At 45.2% G+C, this 18,298-nt stretch carries 17 protein-coding genes; 6 read left to right on the top strand and 11 right to left on the bottom strand.

Annotated features, from left to right (window positions below; all coding sequences use genetic code 11):
- The first annotated feature begins 64 nt into the window (after positions 1-64).
- Together AAGC78_RS03270 and AAGC78_RS03265 are read left to right on the top strand one after the other, a co-directional pair.
- Positions 65-892 (top strand): TetR family transcriptional regulator C-terminal domain-containing protein, encoded by an 828-nt coding sequence (locus tag AAGC78_RS03270; RefSeq protein WP_435782603.1) that lies wholly within the window; start codon positions 65-67, stop codon positions 890-892.
- Positions 893-924: 32 nt separating this feature from the next.
- Positions 925-2,307 carry an 8-oxoguanine deaminase gene (locus AAGC78_RS03265; protein WP_435782602.1) on the top strand — a complete coding sequence of 461 codons (1,383 nt, stop codon included), beginning with the start codon at positions 925-927 and terminating at the stop codon, positions 2,305-2,307.
- A 61-nt stretch (positions 2,308-2,368) separates the two neighbouring features.
- Here the strand turns inward: AAGC78_RS03265 and AAGC78_RS03260 are convergent, their stop codons facing one another.
- From AAGC78_RS03260 to AAGC78_RS03220, 9 genes are all read right to left on the bottom strand, one after another.
- Positions 2,369-2,773 (bottom strand): VOC family protein, encoded by a 405-nt coding sequence (locus AAGC78_RS03260; RefSeq protein WP_435782601.1) that lies wholly within the window; start codon positions 2,771-2,773, stop codon positions 2,369-2,371.
- A gap of 241 nt (positions 2,774-3,014) precedes the next feature.
- Positions 3,015-3,458 carry a DUF3291 domain-containing protein gene (locus AAGC78_RS03255; RefSeq protein WP_435782600.1) on the bottom strand — a complete coding sequence of 148 codons (444 nt, stop codon included), beginning with the start codon at positions 3,456-3,458 and terminating at the stop codon, positions 3,015-3,017.
- Between the two features lie 620 nt (positions 3,459-4,078).
- Positions 4,079-4,663 carry a hypothetical protein gene (locus AAGC78_RS03250; protein ID WP_435782599.1) on the bottom strand — a complete coding sequence of 195 codons (585 nt, stop codon included), beginning with the start codon at positions 4,661-4,663 and terminating at the stop codon, positions 4,079-4,081.
- A gap of 151 nt (positions 4,664-4,814) precedes the next feature.
- Entirely contained in the window at positions 4,815-5,279 is a 465-nt protein-coding gene (locus AAGC78_RS03245) for a hypothetical protein (protein WP_435782598.1), read from the bottom strand.
- A 136-nt stretch (positions 5,280-5,415) separates the two neighbouring features.
- Positions 5,416-5,922 carry a hypothetical protein gene (locus tag AAGC78_RS03240; RefSeq protein WP_435782597.1) on the bottom strand — a complete coding sequence of 169 codons (507 nt, stop codon included), beginning with the start codon at positions 5,920-5,922 and terminating at the stop codon, positions 5,416-5,418.
- Between the two features lie 154 nt (positions 5,923-6,076).
- Positions 6,077-6,346 (bottom strand): hypothetical protein, encoded by a 270-nt coding sequence (locus AAGC78_RS03235; RefSeq protein WP_435782596.1) that lies wholly within the window; start codon positions 6,344-6,346, stop codon positions 6,077-6,079.
- Between the two features lie 299 nt (positions 6,347-6,645).
- Complete coding sequence (locus AAGC78_RS03230; protein WP_435782595.1) at positions 6,646-7,290, bottom strand: MAPEG family protein; 645 nt, start codon at positions 7,288-7,290, stop codon at positions 6,646-6,648.
- Positions 7,208-7,615, bottom strand: a complete 408-nt coding sequence (locus AAGC78_RS03225; RefSeq protein ID WP_435782594.1) for a GFA family protein — start codon at positions 7,613-7,615, stop codon at positions 7,208-7,210. Before AAGC78_RS03225 ends, AAGC78_RS03230 begins: the two co-directional genes overlap by 83 nt.
- Before the next feature lie 32 nt (positions 7,616-7,647).
- On the bottom strand, positions 7,648-8,073 hold the full coding sequence (locus AAGC78_RS03220; RefSeq protein ID WP_435782593.1) for a VOC family protein: 426 nt from the start codon (positions 8,071-8,073) through the stop codon (positions 7,648-7,650).
- Between the two features lie 466 nt (positions 8,074-8,539).
- On the opposite strand from AAGC78_RS03220, the gene AAGC78_RS03215 reads away from it, so the two are divergent.
- The 4 genes from AAGC78_RS03215 (at position 8,540) to AAGC78_RS03200 (ending at position 15,503) form a co-directional block, all read left to right on the top strand.
- The gene (locus tag AAGC78_RS03215) at positions 8,540-11,011 is read left to right on the top strand and encodes a cellulose-binding domain-containing protein (RefSeq protein ID WP_435782592.1); all 2,472 of its coding nucleotides are present in this window, start codon (positions 8,540-8,542) and stop codon (positions 11,009-11,011) included.
- Positions 11,012-11,162: 151 nt separating this feature from the next.
- On the top strand, positions 11,163-13,481 hold the full coding sequence (locus tag AAGC78_RS03210) for a cellulose binding domain-containing protein (protein ID WP_435782591.1): 2,319 nt from the start codon (positions 11,163-11,165) through the stop codon (positions 13,479-13,481).
- Between the two features lie 87 nt (positions 13,482-13,568).
- The gene (locus AAGC78_RS03205) at positions 13,569-14,723 is read left to right on the top strand and encodes a cellulose binding domain-containing protein (protein ID WP_435782590.1); all 1,155 of its coding nucleotides are present in this window, start codon (positions 13,569-13,571) and stop codon (positions 14,721-14,723) included.
- A 3-nt stretch (positions 14,724-14,726) separates the two neighbouring features.
- Positions 14,727-15,503 carry a family 43 glycosylhydrolase gene (locus AAGC78_RS03200; protein ID WP_435782589.1) on the top strand — a complete coding sequence of 259 codons (777 nt, stop codon included), beginning with the start codon at positions 14,727-14,729 and terminating at the stop codon, positions 15,501-15,503.
- 121 nt (positions 15,504-15,624) lie between these two features.
- Here AAGC78_RS03200 and AAGC78_RS03195 read toward each other — a convergent pair whose 3' ends face one another.
- Both AAGC78_RS03195 and AAGC78_RS03190 read right to left on the bottom strand, forming a co-directional pair.
- Entirely contained in the window at positions 15,625-16,284 is a 660-nt protein-coding gene (locus AAGC78_RS03195) for a penicillin-binding transpeptidase domain-containing protein (RefSeq protein ID WP_435782588.1), read from the bottom strand.
- A gap of 332 nt (positions 16,285-16,616) precedes the next feature.
- Complete coding sequence (locus tag AAGC78_RS03190; RefSeq protein ID WP_435782587.1) at positions 16,617-18,125, bottom strand: OmpA family protein; 1,509 nt, start codon at positions 18,123-18,125, stop codon at positions 16,617-16,619.
- Between the last annotated feature and the right edge of the window lie 173 nt (positions 18,126-18,298).

Below are 18,298 nucleotides of genomic sequence, written 5' to 3'. Positions count from 1 at the left end.
CCTCAAGGAATAAGAGTCAGATTGGGCGAGTGCAGCCGAACAATACAAGCGAGAAACAATAACAATGGCAACTAAGACCACAGCTGTAAAAACACCAATCGCAAACACTGTTGCAGTGGAGACTGCTGTAACCAAAGCAGTAGTAAAAACATCCACAGCCAAGATGACGTCTACCAGCAAGAATGCGGCGGTAAAAACGATGGCAACAAAAAAAGTAGAACCGGCACCGGATTTTAATCCGACCGAAACTCCTACCGGAAAATACAAACCGGGGAAAATCCGCGACCGCAACCTCACCAATATTATCAATGCGGCAGAAGAAGAATTTGTCCACAATGGTTTTCGCGGCGCGAGCATCCAGAATATCGCCGACCGCGCGGGCATTCCCAAAGCCAATGTGCATTACTATTTCAAAAGCAAAACCAATCTGTACGTTGCAGTGCTCGATAACATCATTACCTTATGGAATGACTTGCTCGGCGAAATTACTGTCGATGATGATCCTGCAGTCGTACTGGATTTATTTATCCGCAAAAAAGTAGAGCTGTCCTACACCCATCCACGCGCATCAAAATTGTATGCGATGGAAATGATTCAAGGCGCACCGCATTTGAAAGGCTACATCCGCACCGAGATGCGCCAATTTGTTCGTCGCAAAGCGCAAATTATCGAGCAGTGGATTGAGCTGGGGCGCATGGATAAAGTTGACCCAATGCATTTGATTTTCCTGATCTGGTCATCAACCCAGCACTACGCCGACTTTGATGTAAAAATTCTCACGGTTATGAATCGCGCTGAATATGAGCCAGACATGATCAAAGATATTTCCGATTTCCTCAGCCAAATGATTTTAAAAGGCTGCGGGCTGACACCACCGGCAACCGCAAGTTAGCCTGAAACCATTTAACCAAGTGATGATTCCGCATGACAACGCTTTCACCCGGCAGTGCACCCAGCACTGCCATCTGGATTAAAAATCCACTCGCTTGCTGGACCGGCAATGCACAAGACGCAAGCAACGGTTTAGTAATCAAAGGCAATAAAATTATTGAATTGGTTGCCGCCGGAAAAACACCCGCCAGTGAATACCACAGCAGCTTTGATGCATCCGGCCACGTATTACTGCCCGGATTAATCAATTGCCATCATCACTTTTACCAAACACTCACACGCGCGCTACCGGGCGCACTGAACAAAGAATTATTTCCCTGGCTACAAGCACTTTATCCGGTTTGGTCGAATTTAAATGACGAGGCGATTTTCGCTTCCACGCAATTAGCACTGAGCGAATTATTGTTATCCGGCTGCACTACCGCCGCCGATCACCATTACGTTTTCAGCAGCATTATGCCGCACGCGATAGATGCACAAGTCGCCGCCGCAAAAACCATCGGCAACCGCGTCACCTTAACGCGCGGCTCCATGAGCCTCGGTCAATCCAAAGGTGGCTTACCGCCAGATTCTGTAGTCGAGAGCGATGAAAAAATCCTCAGCGAAAGCGAACGCTTAATCAATAGTTATCACGACACAAGCGAAAATTCGTTTTGCCAAATTGCATTAGCACCCTGCTCACCCTTTTCCGTCACACCGGATTTAATGCGCGCAACTGCGGTGCTCGCGCAGCAAAAAAATGTATTGCTGCACACCCATCTCGGTGAAACCGAAGATGAAAACAATTTCTGCCTGAAACAATTTGGTATGCGCCCGGTAGATTATCTGGACGATGTAGGTTGGTTAAACAACCGCGTTTGGCTCGCACACGGCATTCATTTTAACGATGAAGAAATCGCCCGCCTCGGCCACGCCTGCGTCGGTGTGTGCCATTGCCCCACCTCCAACATGTTGCTCGCCTCCGGCATGTGCCATACGCGCGATTTACAAAAAGCCGGCGCGCCAGTCGGATTAGGCGTCGATGGCTCCGCTTCCAACGACGGCTCCAATATGATCCAGGAAGTTCGCCAAGCCATGCTGCTACAAAAATTGCGCTACGGCTCCGCAAACTTCACTCATATTGATGCACTGCAACTCGCCACCACCGGCAGCGCAAAATTATTACACCGTCCCGAACTAGGCGAATTCGCCATCGGCCAACAAGCCGACCTCGCATTATTTTCATTAAACGAAGCCCGCTTCTCCGGCCACGGCGACCCACTCGCCGCATTAATTCTATGCGGCGCCCACAAAGCCGACTTCGTAATGGTCGGCGGCGAATGGAAAGTAAAACAAGGTGAAATGGTTGATGTAGATATCAACGATGTGATGGCACGACATGGGATTGCGGCGAAGCGTTTACAAACCTTGGTCTAACGTAGGTTGGGTCGGGCCGCGCAGGCAGCAGAGCCCAATCTACTTTTATCGCGGCCGCTTGTTATGTACCACAACTAAACTTCCAGGGGACGCCGAAACGGTCAACAACAATTGCATAGCAAGACGAAAAGAATGTTTTTTGAGGCGGTAAAATTACCTCACCGCCATCAGAAAACTGCTCAAATAGGGATTTAACTCTACTTTCATTTTTAACACCTAACAATATATTAAAACCTTGCGGTTTTTGATATTGCTCCGGCCTAACATCGCCGCCAGCTAGTTCAATTCCTTCAATTAAGATATTTGCATGAACAATTTTATGCTGCCATTCTTTGGAGACGCTTGCTGCGACAGGAGAATCTTTAAACTCCAGCATTGTGCCGAGAGTTCCATTTAAATGCTCTGCATAGAATTCAAAAGCTTCTTTGCATTGACCATTAAAACCAATGTGAAATGAAAGACTCATATATATTTTCCTTTACACTTTTGCTTTTTGCTTTTTGCTCTTTCAGCTTAGTCGATTTTTTTAAGCTTTAATTTCTTTCCACACATAATGCTGAGCTAAGCGGCAGTTTGTAAGTCGTAACTTTGTAGGTTACTTTTGCGCGGCAAGGCCACGGAGGCGCCTAGCCAAAAGCCGTGATTTACAAACTGCCCAGCGCACGAAGTGTGCAGTGCTGCAGCGCTTTGTTATACACTTTTTGGAATTACTTAATATAGGGTTTGGCAAAAGTAAATGCATGTTCAGTTGGTCCGTGTTCTTCAAGATGGAGCAGTCTTGCCTCACCCTCTCTAACAGTAGGTATATGCCCAACAGGAACATGCCAAAGAACTTGATGAGGTTTATTCATTTTATGAAACCATTCATTCTTGCCACGGATTAATTCTATATGATCAGACTTATAAACGTAATTTCTTAAAGACTCAATATTCTCCCAAACGCTCATATTTAATATAAGACTTGGGTCATCAAATATTTTAAATGACGTAGCGTCACCTTCTTCAGTTTGTAAACGCCAGACAAACCCAAGCGAATCATCTGCTAACGCATTAATTTCATTCAAACGATCAACGAATCCCTTCATTACAATAGAGGTAAGTTCATCTTTAGCTTTTGCAATATTAAGCTGAGCCAAGTGGAAATGAGACATAACTAGATTTTCCATAAATTGAGATTAAATGCAGCGGAACAACGTTTGACCACGTTGTTAGCTACTGCATTTATTGTTCGCTCTTGCAGCTCCCCGTAACCTCGCCAACAAAAGAGGTCACTCCATCAAATTCCCCATAACCATTTATAGTTTTCGTATATAGAGCCTTTTTCGATACCGGAAAAATTGACCAAGTTTCCACTACGCTACTACCCTCGTTGATTTCCACAGCAAGAATAGAGTTTTAGGCTGTCTGTATATAAGTAGTTATATTACTACCCACAACGCGGCTATTTTTTCCGTCAATGGATATAACATATTTGGTCGAGGTCATTCCATCCTTTACAAATGAAAAATTGTCTCTGTCTCTCGACGTGTAACCCTTGTAGTTTTCTGTGATCCAACATTCCGCAGAATAAGAGGTTTGAGTAAGCGCAAGCAAAGCTATGGTAAGTAACACTTTAAGTTTATTCATGAGGAGATCCATTCATAGCTAACGCCGCGTACAGCGGCAGTTTGTAAGTTGTCGTTTTGGGGGTTACTTTTGCGCAGTAAGACCATAAAACTGCGACTTGAAAACTGTCCAGTGGAGTTAAGCGGAACGGTGCTGCAACGACTTGTTAGGCGCCTTTCCCTCGCTGATAACTGTGCGAATAAAAATATTCATATGGTGACTCGCTACGAACAGAGCTGTATTCTTTTTCTCCGCAAGATGGGCAACCTTGGTTTAAAATTTCAGGAAATTCTGAACCACAGTCACAATGTGGTGTAGCTGAATCATCATAATATGACTTAAAAAAGGCGTTGCCGCATTTGCTACAAACTAAACCCTTTGCGTCATAGAAACCACTAGTGCCTATGTCGATATATTGCCCACTACACTTTTTACAGCTACGAACTAAAATGCATTCCGCAGGACCTCGTAGTGCAACAAGCTCTTTCCATTCGTTCGTTTTGTAAAGTACGGAAGTGTCGTCCGCTTTTACCTCTAATATTTTATTAGATAGGCTCAAGATATGAGGTAGCGCTTTTTTCTGCCCGGGATAAAATGAAAAAGCTTGTTTCCATTGCTCATAAAGATTAAACAAACAATACCCGTCAGACAAAACGACATTTAGATCTTGGATTCTCTCAATCGCCGATTCACTTCCGATGCTCTGCTCTTTTAATAGAGCGACAAATGCATTTAATTTATTCGTATTCATTTTTTGCCTAACGCCGCGTACAACGGCAGTTTGTAAGTCGTGGTTGTGGGTTACTTTTGCGCAGCAAGCCCACGGGGGCGCCTAGCTAAAACTGCGACTTACAAGCTGCCCAGCGCACGTAGTGCGCGGGTTAGAGCACTTTGTTAGGCTTTTATACCGGCTCCCAACCATTATGTTCCTCACACCAATCATGAAGAATAATTATTTGTTCCAACTCATAGGTTGCACGAAATAGATCACCGTACAGTTTACGGTCGCTAAAATTTGCCATACTTTGGGTAATAGCAATATTTGCCAAAAATTCATGTGCAATGTAATTTCTATGATCTACAACACTTTCCAGAAAAACTATGAAGTCAGGACGTACTCCTTTGTCTCTTAGTTCATTTTTAACTCTCCCTAACGTCCACTTTTCCATTGATTCATCAGGGACATTGTACTTTCGAGTTAATAATGACTTTAAAGCGAATTCAAGTAATTGAGCCTTTCCCATAAACATGGCGTAATTTTCGAGATGGTTTAATCCTTTGTAATTATCAAGCTTCTGTAACACACGTTTCTTTATTTCTTCACCAGACAAAGAAGGTGCAGTTTCCATAATTGCTCCATTATTCATGAGAGTACCTAACGCCGAGCTAAGCGGCAGTTTTAAGTCTCGGTTTTGTGGGATACTTTTGCGCAGCAAAACCACAAAACTGCGACTTAAAACTGTCCAGCACCGAAGGTGCGATGCTTGAGCGATTTGTTAGGCATTAAATTTTCTCTGCAATAGATAAAACTTTTAGTATTTTTGGCTCACCTTTGTATTTTACTATATATATAGTTTGGAATATTTTTTCTTTAGCAACTAAAGCTTCGTTAATAGACACAACTTGAGAACTAGTAGAGGAAACAATAGCGCTTGTACTATTTAGAATGGAAGTAATGTGAAAACCTTCAATTAATTGTAATGAAAAGGCTTTTGTCAATAATTCTTCATGTTTTGATATTTGCGATTTATCAAAGGCTTCTTCACGCCCTGTAGAATGAATTGCTTCCAAGGTAAATTCTGGATGAAACAAAGAAAGCATACCCTCTACATTTCCATTAGTAATGAAACTTTTATTCGCTTGCAGCAGTGTTTCAATTTCTTTTTCATTTAATGGATTAAATTTCTCCAGAACTTTAGGGACAAATGAATATAATGTAACAATAACTGCAAGCAGAACTGAAACGAATGCGACATAGCTTTTGATTTTTTTGAATCTCAAAACACCCATAACACTACCTTATATATGTCTTCGTCTAACGCCGCGTACAACGGCAGTTTGAAAGTTGTGGTTTATGGATTACTTTTGCGCAGCAAAACCACAAAGCCGCGACTTACAAACTGCCCAGCGCATGAAATGCGCGGGTTGGTACACTTTATTATGGCTAGCCAAATGTTTTGATTAATATTAGTACAAAGCAAGCCAATATTACCGAAATTAAGAAAAGCTTAGATAAAGTTAATTGCCCACCTGCATTTTCTACAGCAAAAAATTTAACCGCTTTAAATCCTAGACTTAATGCTGACTCCCCTTTTCGTAATTCCTTAGCCAAGAAAAACGCATAACGAACAATAATAAAAATGATAGATATAGCGCCGAATATAAAGAATGTAATAGCGGCGAAGTCTATTAATAAATTAACTATTGCTCCCAACTTCTACTCCATAACAGTTTATTAAATTGCACCAACTATATAACCCACAGAACTTTATTCCAACTAATTTGGCGTTCTGCCGTGTAACTCCCAAAGCAAATGCACATGCAATCGCTTTAACTCATTACAAATCAACAATTTAATCATCACTCTAAATTATTCATGGAGTTATACAGCACAGACAACCTTAATTAATTGCATATTAAATCACGGATATGCAAAACAGGAATTAAATCGCTTACCCAAGTAAATACAGCTATAGAAGATTGAGTAAACTTAGCCTTCGCGCCCTAAAATAGCTAAGAAAACACCAACAATAATTGCCAGCCCATAAGTAAAACCGTTGGATAAAAGGTGATAGCAAATCCAAACGCACGAGCGCTAGCGCCTCTTTTATACGAAACAAAGAACAATACTCTTCCCGCTAAAAATGTACAGGCGCAGACTGGCACCGCATCTTGAACGCTTTCATGTGAACCAAACAGTGCAACAATATAAACAGGAATTGCTAACGCCAATTGTTCCAACGTATTTTGCAGTAACGCCTGTAATAATCTGGCTTGGTCAGTTCCGGCAGTAAGTGCACTACCATCAATATCGGCTGCGTTAAAAAAACGATGTTTTGCCAAACGCGCAATTGCCACAAACAAGGCAACTGCCGGAAGCAAAAAGCTGATTGCAAAACAATCTGCTGCATCAAGATTGATAAACACGCGGGCGCCATAAAACACAACAACAAAAGAAAACGCAAGCCCCACAACCATTCCAACAGCAACACCTCGTTGCTTTTGATTCAAGTGCATTGGTGGCTCCTTAATTATTGATCCGTGCGCCTGACAAGTCTTTAAGTGAATTAATATCTCAAGACGGATAAGTTTCCATTTTTGGAAAATGCTCCAAACCCTCATCCCAATTCGCTTTACTGGCAATAAATAAATGCGCATCAGGTTTATTGGGGAGCGTGGTATCCAAACTACCGGCGGGGACAACTAACAGTTTTCCTTCGGCTTGCAAACAGGGCAAGGCCGAGCCGCATACAGAGCAGAAACTTCTGCTGTGGCGCGTTGAGGGGAGATTGAAAAACACTACATTGTCTTTGCCTGAGATCCAGGTCAGCGTCGCACTGGTTGAGAATAAATTAGCGGCGTGGGCCGAACCTGAATCTTTGCGGCAGTGCTGGCAGTGGCACAAATAAAACAGCTCAAAATCACCATCGACTTTGTATTGAACTGCGCCGCAGAGGCAGGAACCAGAGTGAGTGTTTTGCATTTTTTATCCTTATATATTCATCGAATTTTTTGCTATTCGTCCTCAGGTAACAGCTGAGGGTTCCACACCACTTCCCACAAGTGTTTATCCAAATCTTGAAAGTAACCTGAGTAGCCGCCCCAGAAAGTATCATGGGCGGGTTTTATTATAGTGGCGCCGGCAGTTTGCGCTTGTTGCATGACGGCATCAACTTCTGCTTTTGAATTTACGTTGTGGCCAATAGTAAATTCAGTTGGACTTGATGGTGATACAGATATGCCTGAGTCATGCGCAATACTTTTGCGTGGCCAGACGGCCAGTTTTAAACCCGCTTGCAATTCGAAAAATGCGACGGCTCCGTATTCAAACTCTTTACCGACAATGCCCTCGGTATAAAGCCCAAGCCCTTGTTGATAAAAGTCGACTGCTTTTTCCAAATCATCAACGCCTAATGTGATTACTGTGATACGTGCTTTCATTTGTGATTCCTCAAAATGTAATTTCCACTAATGAAAATATCGCCCCTACCATTTGATTGCTGTTCGTTAACTTGCATTGGTGCAAATAAGTAGCGCCAAATTCATCACCTTTCAGTTGGCATCAAATCATACTTATCGAATTATCTTATTTATGCCACCAAAATCTCTTGTATACAGGATACCTCAGGCATAGCATTCAACCCGCTCCTTACTTATAAAAATAATTTCATATAAAAAGAGACAGATGCACTCAACCCTCTACATCCGCTCGCATGCAGTAACGCAATAAAACGGTCATTACTTTTTCTTTTCTCGTTTGCCCCGGCAATGGCTTACGAAAAATGCCCTAACCAGAAACATTAGTCTTGCTTCCATTGCGGACGGCAGGTGCTTGTTTTGTTTGCGTCCGGTTAGCGGATTAAAACCGTTACAACAATAAATTCATTGTGCTTAGAGGACTCTGCATATGCTGAATCACAAATTAAAAGGCTATCGCCTGGCAACTATGCTCGGGCTGGGATTAATGGCGGCGACTTGGGGCTCGGCCGCTTCTGCGGCGTGCAGTTATACCGTCACAAATTCCTGGGGCGCTGGTTTTACTGCTGCCATTCGCGTCACCAACGATACCGCCGCGACCGTTAATGGCTGGCAAGTCAATTGGACTTACAGCAAAAACACGGTGAGCAATGCGTGGAATGCGCAACTCAGCGGCAATTACAGCGCAAAAAATTTGGGCTGGAACGGCAACTTGCGCCCCGGCCAAAGTGCTGAGTTCGGCGTACAGGGTGCGACCAACGGCGGAGCGATTGAAGTGCCGCAAATTACCGGAACACTTTGCTCTGCAGCGGTAGCGTCAAGCACGCCGACAACATCCAGCCGGGCAAGCTCTGCTGCTTCGGTAGCACCCGCCGCTGATAATATTGCAACGCTTGCAACAGCAACAACATCTTATGTTTCTCCGTGGGAAACTATTCGTGCGGTGAATGACAATAGCAATCCGGCGAACTCAAATGATAAATCGGCGGGCGCTTATGGCAATTGGAACAACCCGAATTCAATTCAATGGGTGCAATACAATTGGCCGCAAAATTATTCACTCAGCAGCACACAAATTTATTGGTTCGACGATAACGGCGGCGTATTAACTCCAACGCGCGCTTACATCGAATACTGGAACGGTAATGCCTGGGTAAATGCAGGCAATGTACCGCTGGTAAAAAATGCATTTAATACGCTCGCGCTCAACGGAATTGTAACCAGCCGTTTGCGCGTATCCATGCTTAACGCTACGCAATCAACCGGCATTTTGGAATGGCGCGTCGCCGGTGCGGCAGCGGGCGCGATTAGTTCATCGCCAAGCAGTGTTGCACTTACTTCCAGTTCACGCTCCAGCAGTTCAATTGCACCAAGCTCTTCAGCAAGAAGCAGCGTTGCAAGCTCAATTGCACTGAGCAGTTCGTCGGTGCGCAGCAGCACTCCAGCCAGTAGCACGCCAGCGAGCAGCAGCTCAAGCAGTGCGCCAAGTACTGCGCAATGCAGCGCATATGATTTCCCTAAATACGAACCGGATTTGAATTACGATTTCCGCACTGATTTTGGTCAAGTGGATACCAGCAAATTCAAGGTCTACAACGGCTGCCCTGCGAACACGATTGCAGGCGTAAAAACCAAAGGCCGCTTTGCATTTATCTGGGGACCGAATCGCAATCCATCCATTACCGATGCCGATATTGATCGCGTGCTTACCAATCTCAATGAAGATGCAGATTACATCCACAACGTAATGGGTTGGCCAGTTGATAAGCTGCAAGCCGAAGGATATTTCAGCAATATTTATCTTTACGGTTCAGGCTTGTGTACTGATCGCGCCGCCAACACCGAAAAAGGCGGATGGCAAAGTGGTATCAACGGTTATCCGATGGTATTGCTCTCTTACTATCCGGTTGTCACACCGAGTGAACGCGGTGGTATTACGCATGAATTTATTCACACCATTATGGCAACGCGCGGCAACAAAGCGGCCTGGTTTAACGAAGGTGGCAACACCTGGTTGCAGATGAATTTGGAAGCATCGCGCACCGGTAATTACGGGGTAGGATTTTTGGATGCAACGTCATTCCTCGCTCCGCATATGCCAATCGAAAATTACAGCGGCTGGTTGCAAGATGGTACTTTCGGTGGACCAAATGCGGAAGGTGTTGATCGCCGCGTGAATGGCCAACAAATTTCCACCTGGCGTGAATACCTCGGCGGTAATCAATACAACGCGGCCTTCCCGCACTTCCTCGGCATTCATGTTTCCAAAGGTGCGAATGCATGGATATGGGCGAAAGGTTCACACAATCATATTTTGCGCTCACTCGCCGGTGGTGTTGGTGAAGAGCAAACGCAACGCATGATTATGGAATTCCGCGCACGTCAGGCGATGGTAGATTTCGGGCCTTGGACAAATGGTTTCAAAGGGCCGATCAATAGCAACTGGGGCAGAACGATTAATGCCGAGCGAATTCCCGGCGGTATTTTGCAAGATCCGGGCGCACATCGTTTAACTTTCTACGCAGCTACAACGCAAGAAGGTACAACATTAATTCCAAGCACAACTACCTTGCCGGGTTGGTCTGGTGCAAACCAGATTCCATTGAAAGTCACCGGTAATAAAGTACGCGTGAACTTCCAACCTATCGGGCAAAACATGCGCGTGCAATTAGCTTATCGCGCAGCTGACGGTTCAGCGGTTTACAGCAAACCCGTTACCAACGGTGAAGCTTGTTTGGATCTCGCCAAAGCGCCGAAAAATGGTGTAGTGGTCGCAGTGGTTTCCAACGTAGATCATCTTTATAACGGTGAAGAAACCCGCACCCGCAAACACGATTATCGCCTGCAATTACTTGAAGGCGTAACCGGCACCGCAACGCTCTACGACAAACACTATCAATAATTGATTCATCTTCTGCCCGATCACTATTGTGATCGGGCGCTTTCCTTTCATCTCTCCAATGTATTTGGTTATCGATAAAACGCCATTGGAGTTTTGTATCAATTTATTTTTTTGAATCTGAACTTTCGATTCGGATTCAGAGGGATTTTTTATGCGTAGATTTAAATTTCAACAATCCAACCTAGCGGCGATTGTCAGCTTAAGTTTAGCCAGCAGTTTGATGGCAACCAATGCATCTGCAGCCTGCTCATACACAGTAAGCAATAGTTGGGGCTCAGGTTTTACTGCATCCATTCGCGTAACCAATGATACAGCCGCTGCGGTTAATGGCTGGCAAGTCAATTGGAGTTACGCACGCAATAGCGTGACCAGCGCGTGGAATGCGCAACTAAGTGGAGATTATTCGGCAACAAATCTGGCGTGGAATGGCAGATTAAATCCCGGCCAATCGGCTGAATTTGGTGTGCAAGGTGTAACCAACGGCGGTGCAATTGAAGTTCCAAATATTAACGGTGCTTTGTGTGGTTCATCGGCAACATCCAGCACTCCGGTTATTTCCAGCAGCGCAAGCAGTCTAGTGCGCAGCTCATCAAGTAGCGTTACACCTGTGGCAAATAATATTGCTGCACTAGCGACAGCAACTACTTCTTATGTATCCACGTGGGAAACACTGCGTGCGGTTAACGATAATAGTAATCCCGCCAATTCCAATGATAAATCTGCCGGCGCTTACGGCAACTGGAATAATCCAAATTCAATCCAATGGGTGCAATACGATTGGCCGCAAAATTATCAACTCAGTAACACACAAATTTATTGGTTTGATGATAACGGCGGTGTGCTCACACCTACACGCGCTTATATCGAATATTGGAATGGCAGTGCCTGGGTAAATGCAGGCAATGTGCCGTTGGTAAAAAATGCATTTAATACACTTGCATTGAATGGCATTGTCACTAATCGTTTGCGCGTATCCATGCTGAATGCCACTCAATCTACGGGCATTTTGGAATGGCGTGTTGCGGGTAACGCATCTGGCGTTACTTCATCTGTGTCGTCTTCAACTCCTGCAGTAACATCCTCATCACTACGCAGTAGCTCGGCAGAGTCGAGCAGTCGCTCATCGCTAAGTTCTGCTGTAATTTCCAGCAGCAGAAGTTCAAGCAGTGTATTGATTAGCAGTTCCAGTAGTTCGCGTGTTGCAGTTTCATCATCTGCAACAAGCAGTTCAGCTGCCGCAGTTTTCACACCGATTACTAATCAATACGAATACGACGGCATTAATACCGGCAACGCCGTATACAAAGATTCAAATCGTTTCCGCTTGTATTACGGCGCCGATAATAAACGCGGCCCCAAAGGTAATTTGGGCACACATTCCGATGCCGATGTAACACGCATGCTCGCGCATATGGAAAAAGTGTATGACTACTTTGTAACGAATCGCGGTTTTAAATCACCCGCACAATCGGTTCACAGCAACAGGCCCGGCTCATTCAAAATCAACGTCTATTCGGTGACCGATATCGATGCCGGCGGTTTTATGGGTTACAACGGTACAGCGGGATTAAGTTATCTGGTAATGCGCAGCAATTTGCTGAATGTCGATAGTATTTCCACCCACGAATTTGGTCATGGAATTACGCTGGCAGAAGCAATCTGGATTGATAAAGCACGCACCGGTGCCTGGTGGGAAACCACTGCGGAATGGTTTGCTGATGCTTATATGAGTCCGCTCAACAACACCACTAACTTTAGTACTGAATCACTCCATGCAGGTTCATGGCGCACGATTGTGCACAAAGATAATTTATACGAAGCATGGCCATTTCTGAATTATCTCACTAACAATCCGGATAATTATAACAATCTCGGTCGCGATGCAATCCGCAATTTAATTCGCGCGCATCAAGGTCAGGAAACACCGCTGCATAGCCTTGCGCGTTTGGTACAACCCGTTTCTGTGCAAACCCTGGTTGGCCGTTACCGCGCACGTATTGCTTACGGCGATATTGGCCATCCATTAGTGCAAGCACGCGTATTGAGCGCACAACGCGATGCCAGTTTCCGCACCCGCGCCTATCGCAATTTGGAAGCAATTGACTCCACTACCTGGCACGTTATCGCTGCGCGCAAACCGCAATACACCGGCAGCAATATTATTCCGCTAACGGCAACCGGCACCGGTCAAATCAGTATTCAGGTTACCAACCTGGGCAATGGTTTGAGCGATAGTGGTTTCACTGCTGTGGTTGCAATTAAAGCCGCGAACAACAGCGTGCGCTATGTGGATCTGCCTAACGGCACCGGCAGCTTCCAATTAGCAACCAGTGAAGAGTCAAGCTTGGTGGTCACCAACACGCCCACATCACTTTATTTATACAACGCCTTTGAAAGCACAGCGACTAGCCCGGAATCAATTGGCTTGAATTATCAAGTGCAAATCCTTGGTGCGCGCCCACGTGATTAACCGCTGCTCGTTAATCGCTCTTTGAAAATAAATGCTCGTCAATTCACTGCTGCAAACGCGGCAGTGAACTTACAAGAGGAATTTGTTATGCAACATTTTTTAAAAAAATGCAGTCACGGAGCTATATTGCTAAGCGCAATTGCCGCTACCTATGGTGGTGCTGCGCATGCTGGCTGTACTTACACCGTAACTAATAGTTGGGGTGCAGGCTACACTGCGGCGATTCGCGTTACCAATGACACCAATGCTCGCGTCAACGGCTGGCAAGTGAATTTTGCCTACGCAAAAAATACCGTGACCAATGCGTGGAATGCACAGCTCAGCGGCAATTACACTGCAACTAATTTGGGTTGGAATGGTGGATTGAATCCGGGGCAATCTGCTGAATTTGGTTTTCAGGCAGTCACTAATGGCGGCGCAGTAGAAACACCCAGCTTAAGTGGAAATTTATGTGGTGCCGCTGCATCCAGCGCGAACAGTGTTTCCAGTCGTGCGATTTCCAGTAGCTTGGCGCCCAGTTCTATCGCTGCGAGCAGCCGAATTTCCAGCAGTATTAACCAAAGCAGTTCAATCAGCAGCGTCACGCCTATTGCAAATAATATTGCGACACTGGCAACCGCAACAACATCGTATGTTTCTCCGTGGGAAACCTTGGCGGCGGTTAATGACAACAGTATTCCCGCAAATTCAAATGATAAATCCAAAGGTGCTTACGGCAACTGGAACAATCCAAATTCCATCCAATGGGTGCAATACGAATGGCCGCAAACTTACAGCCTGACACAAACCCAAATTTATTGGTTTGATGATAATGGCGGTGTGCTCACACCAACGCGCGCGTACATCGAATATTGGACGGGCAGCAATTGGGTGAGCATTGGTGATGTACCGCTCACGAAAAATGCATTTAATAATTTACCGTTGAATAGCATTGTGACTAACCGTTTGCGCGTATCTATGTCAAATACAACACAATCAACAGGAATTCTGGAGTGGCGTGTTGCAGGAACGCCGATTGGGCAACCAGCATCTTCATCCAGCAGTTCGCGCAGCAGCATGGCAAGTTCATCGAGCAATTCTTCTGCAGGAAATTGCACCGGGCCATTGGCAGGCACTCGCGGCAGTAATCCACTCTTGCCGAATATATTTACTGCTGATCCAGCGTCCTTTGTTCACAACTGCCGGTTCTATATCACTGCCGGTCGCGATGAAGGAACAAACGGTTTCTTATTGCGCAGCTGATATGTGCTCTCATCCAACGATATGGTGAACTGGACTGATCACGGTGCGCCGGTAATGAGCTTGAGTACATTTACTTGGGCAGATGCAAATGCATGGGCCGGGCAAATGATTGAGCGCGGCGGAAAATTTTATTGGTATGTACCAGTAAATAAACGCGGTGGCGGAATGGCAATTGGTGTTGCGGTTGGCGATAGCCCACTCGGCCCATTCCGCGATGCAATTGGTGCGCCGCTGGTTGATGACACTATCGAGATGCACGCATTTAATTACACCGATGCAGGACAAACTGTTTATACCATCGACCCTACAGTGTTTATCGACGATAACGGTCAGGCGTATTTAACTTACGGCGGCTTCTGGCGCATGGTGACAGTTGCACTTAATGACAATATGACCTCCATTAAAGGCAGCTGGCTTGAGCGCACACCGCGCGACTTCTTTGAAGCGCCATTCCTCACCAAACGCAACGGCACTTATTACATGGTCTATGCCGCTGGCGCTAACCCGGCAACGATTGATTATGTAACCGGCACCAGCCCAACCGGCCCCTGGACTTATCGCGGTCGCATTCTCGATAAACTACCGGCAATTGCAGGACAGGATGCACCAACCAGCCATCCGGCAATTACTGAATTTGCGGGACAGTGGTATCTGGTGTATCACATCAGTAATGGTAAGGGTGGCGGAACTTATCGCCGCCAAGTTGCGATTGAAAAATTATTTTTCAATAGTGATGGCACTATCAAACCTATTACACCTTCGTCAGGTGTGAGTTTTTAATCCTAGCAATTTCTTGTTGTAAATAAAAAGCAGATCTAAATAGATCTGCTTTTTATTTTACGGTGCAGGAAAATCCAATTACCAACGGCCCAAATCCGTCAATAATTTTAACGACAACTCTTTACGATAATCTTTTAGCGCAGAAAAACTTTCGGCTTGCATATAAATCGCAAACGCCGTAGTTGCTTTGCCGTTGGAGTCTTTTTAGATAACCGACATACCAACCTTCAAACGCGCCATCAAAATTATTCCCGTCTAATGGACCAGTGCCGGTTTTGGCGTATAGTGAGAAAGCATTTTTAGTTTCTTGTAATGCAGCTGATTCAAAGGCAGCGATATTATTAGCCTTAACACCGCAACCGGTTGTTACTACACATTTAATAAACGCAACCTGCTCTTCTGGTGAAATCTGCAATTCACTGTTTAACCAAAACTCATCGCTGCCAGCGGTAAAGGTTTGGTTGCCGTAGTGAAATTTGGAGAGCCATTTTTTGTATTGTTTAGGATCAATACGCGGCACCAAATCCTGGTAATACCAAACGGCTGAATGTTTAAATGCGGTAGCCAGAGTATGCGATTGCTTCCATGTTTGCGGCCAGAAAGATTTTGCGGGATGTTTTACCTGATCCCATTCAAAGCGCTCATCGATAGATTTCACCGCACCGGTTTCCAACGCAATTAAGGTGTGGGGAATTTTGAATGTTGAATAAGGGCCATGTCGCTGCGTTAGTCCGGCCTGATTAATGACCCAACAATTATTTGTTTTTAAATCCAGTGCCACGAATGTCACTTTGCGCGGCTTTATAGGTATCAATATTGATCGGTGTCGTTATTTTGCAAACCTCGGCGTGCGCCGCTAGTGACAATAGACATAAAGCAAACATCAAACCTGCCGACCGCATAAATCCACTCCATTTAAATTTGAATTACCTAACAAGCCTTCCTGACGATAGAGGAAAGGTTATCGCGTAGGATAATGACTTATTATGCAGGAATCAAAATTTGGGGGAATATTGCAGATTAGAACAATGAAGTAGCGAGGCGGGATATTATAAATTAGTCGCCAGCAATCCCTGCTGGCATTGGTTTCCAACCTGGAGTGAGTGTTTCCGCTTAGCGCGGATAACTCAACACAATATTTACACGGCGGTTTTGCTGTTTACCTTCTTCGGTAGTGTTGTAAGCTACACGACGGGTTTTACCGAAACCTTCTGCGGTCAAGCGTGAGCGATCAATACCGAATTTTTCCACCAGATAATCCACTACGTTCGCAGCGCGACGCTCGGATATTTGTTGGGCTTTTTCGGTCGAGGTAAGATCAGCAGCATGACCTTCAACATGAGCAGTTACATTTGGATTATCGCGCAAGTAGTTTGCCGCTTTTTCCAGATCCGCGTGATATTGTTCATTGACTTTTGTACTGTTCGCATCAAATTCAACCAATGCGGCAACGGTGATGCGGGTTTCTGGCAATGACAAACCGGCGACATCTTTCACGCAATCGATAGTGGTATTGATACGACGATTTTCACGCTTACCTGCATCAGTCTCATTGGTTGCTACAGGATCTGCTTCACCGCGTGCTACGGTAGAAATACGTGATGCATCAATTTGCTGGCCTACCAAATATTGCAGCACGCTATCTGCACGACGCTGTGAGAGCGCAATGTTTGATTGATCGCTACCTACGTTATCGGTATAGCCATTAATAACGGCTTTGGTATCAGGGTATTTTTTCAGGAACTCACCGGCCGCATTCAAACGTTCGGATTCGGAGCGCGGGATTTCCGAGCGATTAATTTCAAACTGGATATCCAATTTGCTGCAGTATTCCTGTTGCGCAACAACCGGCTCTACTACTTTTGGTGGCGGTGGTGCCGGGCGATCACCAAAGCGGTAGACCAAACCAACAGAGTAAAGATTCACACTGCCGTTATCGCCCACCATATCTTCAATACGATAGCGCTCGGCTTCAATACGCGCAGAGAGTCGCTCGGTAAATGAATACTCAAGACCTGCACCAAATTTATAACCGGTGTCTTTATCATCACGGCTCAAATTCGCCGCCAAACTTTGGGTACCCACAAAATTTTGCTCAGTCTCGTAATGGAATGCACCTACACGGGCAAACGCAGACAGACGTGGCGTGATGGGCAAAGTACCCACCGCATCAAAATTAAATCCTTTATAGTTGGTATCCGCTGTTAAAGTGCCTGCACCGGGCGCACGGGCAACTTCATATTTGAAATCACCCAAGTCAGCGTAACCAGCTTCCAATGCAAAATACTGATTGAACTGATAACCAACAAATAATTTATAACCGCGATCAGTTTCATCTTCATCAATAGAAGTTAATCCACCACCAATAATTGTGTTGGCAACTTCACCGTTATCAACACCTTCAGCGGTACGACCATAATTTCCACCGATATACCAGTGCGGAGGCTCTGCACGGAAATCGAAACCACCTGATGCAGTTTCATCAGCTTGGGAAAATGCCAGTGGGCTGGCAACGACTGCGGCCAGACCAATCGCCTGAGCGAGACGGTTGTAGCGCATCGACTTATTGATTGCTGCTTTCTTTACTAAAGCAACGTCGGCAGTGATGAGTTGTTTTTTCATGCATTCCTCCTGGAACGTTCCGTAATAAGAATTTTTGTTTCTTCATCAGAATCGTTAATAACTTCTTTCGACGAATCTCACGGAATGCAGTATTAATTTTCAATGACAAATGTTCAGTGCGGTGCCAAACATATTTTATTGCGCCCGTCATAAACCAAAATGGAGGCGAATTC

Origin of the sequence: Cellvibrio sp., from assembly GCF_039207905.1 — a bacterium.
In the GTDB taxonomy this organism is placed as follows: Bacteria; Pseudomonadota; Gammaproteobacteria; order Pseudomonadales; family Cellvibrionaceae; genus Cellvibrio.
The sequence above is the reverse complement of the archived record's forward strand: the minus strand, read 5'-3'. Positions and strand labels throughout refer to the sequence as shown.

Excerpts from the sequence above, each read along its gene's own strand:
- AAGC78_RS03270 (WP_435782603.1), top strand. The coding sequence starts at position 65 with ATGGCAACTAAGACCACAGCTGTAAAAACACCAATCGCAAACACTGTT.
- AAGC78_RS03265 (WP_435782602.1), top strand. The coding sequence starts at position 925 with ATGACAACGCTTTCACCCGGCAGTGCACCCAGCACTGCCATCTGGATT.
- AAGC78_RS03260 (WP_435782601.1), bottom strand. The coding sequence starts at position 2,773 with ATGAGTCTTTCATTTCACATTGGTTTTAATGGTCAATGCAAAGAAGCT.
- AAGC78_RS03255 (WP_435782600.1), bottom strand. The coding sequence starts at position 3,458 with ATGTCTCATTTCCACTTGGCTCAGCTTAATATTGCAAAAGCTAAAGAT.
- AAGC78_RS03250 (WP_435782599.1), bottom strand. The coding sequence starts at position 4,663 with ATGAATACGAATAAATTAAATGCATTTGTCGCTCTATTAAAAGAGCAG.
- AAGC78_RS03245 (WP_435782598.1), bottom strand. The coding sequence starts at position 5,279 with ATGAATAATGGAGCAATTATGGAAACTGCACCTTCTTTGTCTGGTGAA.
- AAGC78_RS03240 (WP_435782597.1), bottom strand. The coding sequence starts at position 5,922 with ATGGGTGTTTTGAGATTCAAAAAAATCAAAAGCTATGTCGCATTCGTT.
- AAGC78_RS03230 (WP_435782595.1), bottom strand. The coding sequence starts at position 7,290 with ATGCGCATTTATTTATTGCCAGTAAAGCGAATTGGGATGAGGGTTTGG.
- AAGC78_RS03225 (WP_435782594.1), bottom strand. The coding sequence starts at position 7,615 with ATGCAAAACACTCACTCTGGTTCCTGCCTCTGCGGCGCAGTTCAATAC.
- AAGC78_RS03220 (WP_435782593.1), bottom strand. The coding sequence starts at position 8,073 with ATGAAAGCACGTATCACAGTAATCACATTAGGCGTTGATGATTTGGAA.
- AAGC78_RS03215 (WP_435782592.1), top strand. The coding sequence starts at position 8,540 with ATGCTGAATCACAAATTAAAAGGCTATCGCCTGGCAACTATGCTCGGG.
- AAGC78_RS03210 (WP_435782591.1), top strand. The coding sequence starts at position 11,163 with ATGCGTAGATTTAAATTTCAACAATCCAACCTAGCGGCGATTGTCAGC.
- AAGC78_RS03205 (WP_435782590.1), top strand. The coding sequence starts at position 13,569 with ATGCAACATTTTTTAAAAAAATGCAGTCACGGAGCTATATTGCTAAGC.
- AAGC78_RS03190 (WP_435782587.1), bottom strand. The coding sequence starts at position 18,125 with ATGAAAAAACAACTCATCACTGCCGACGTTGCTTTAGTAAAGAAAGCA.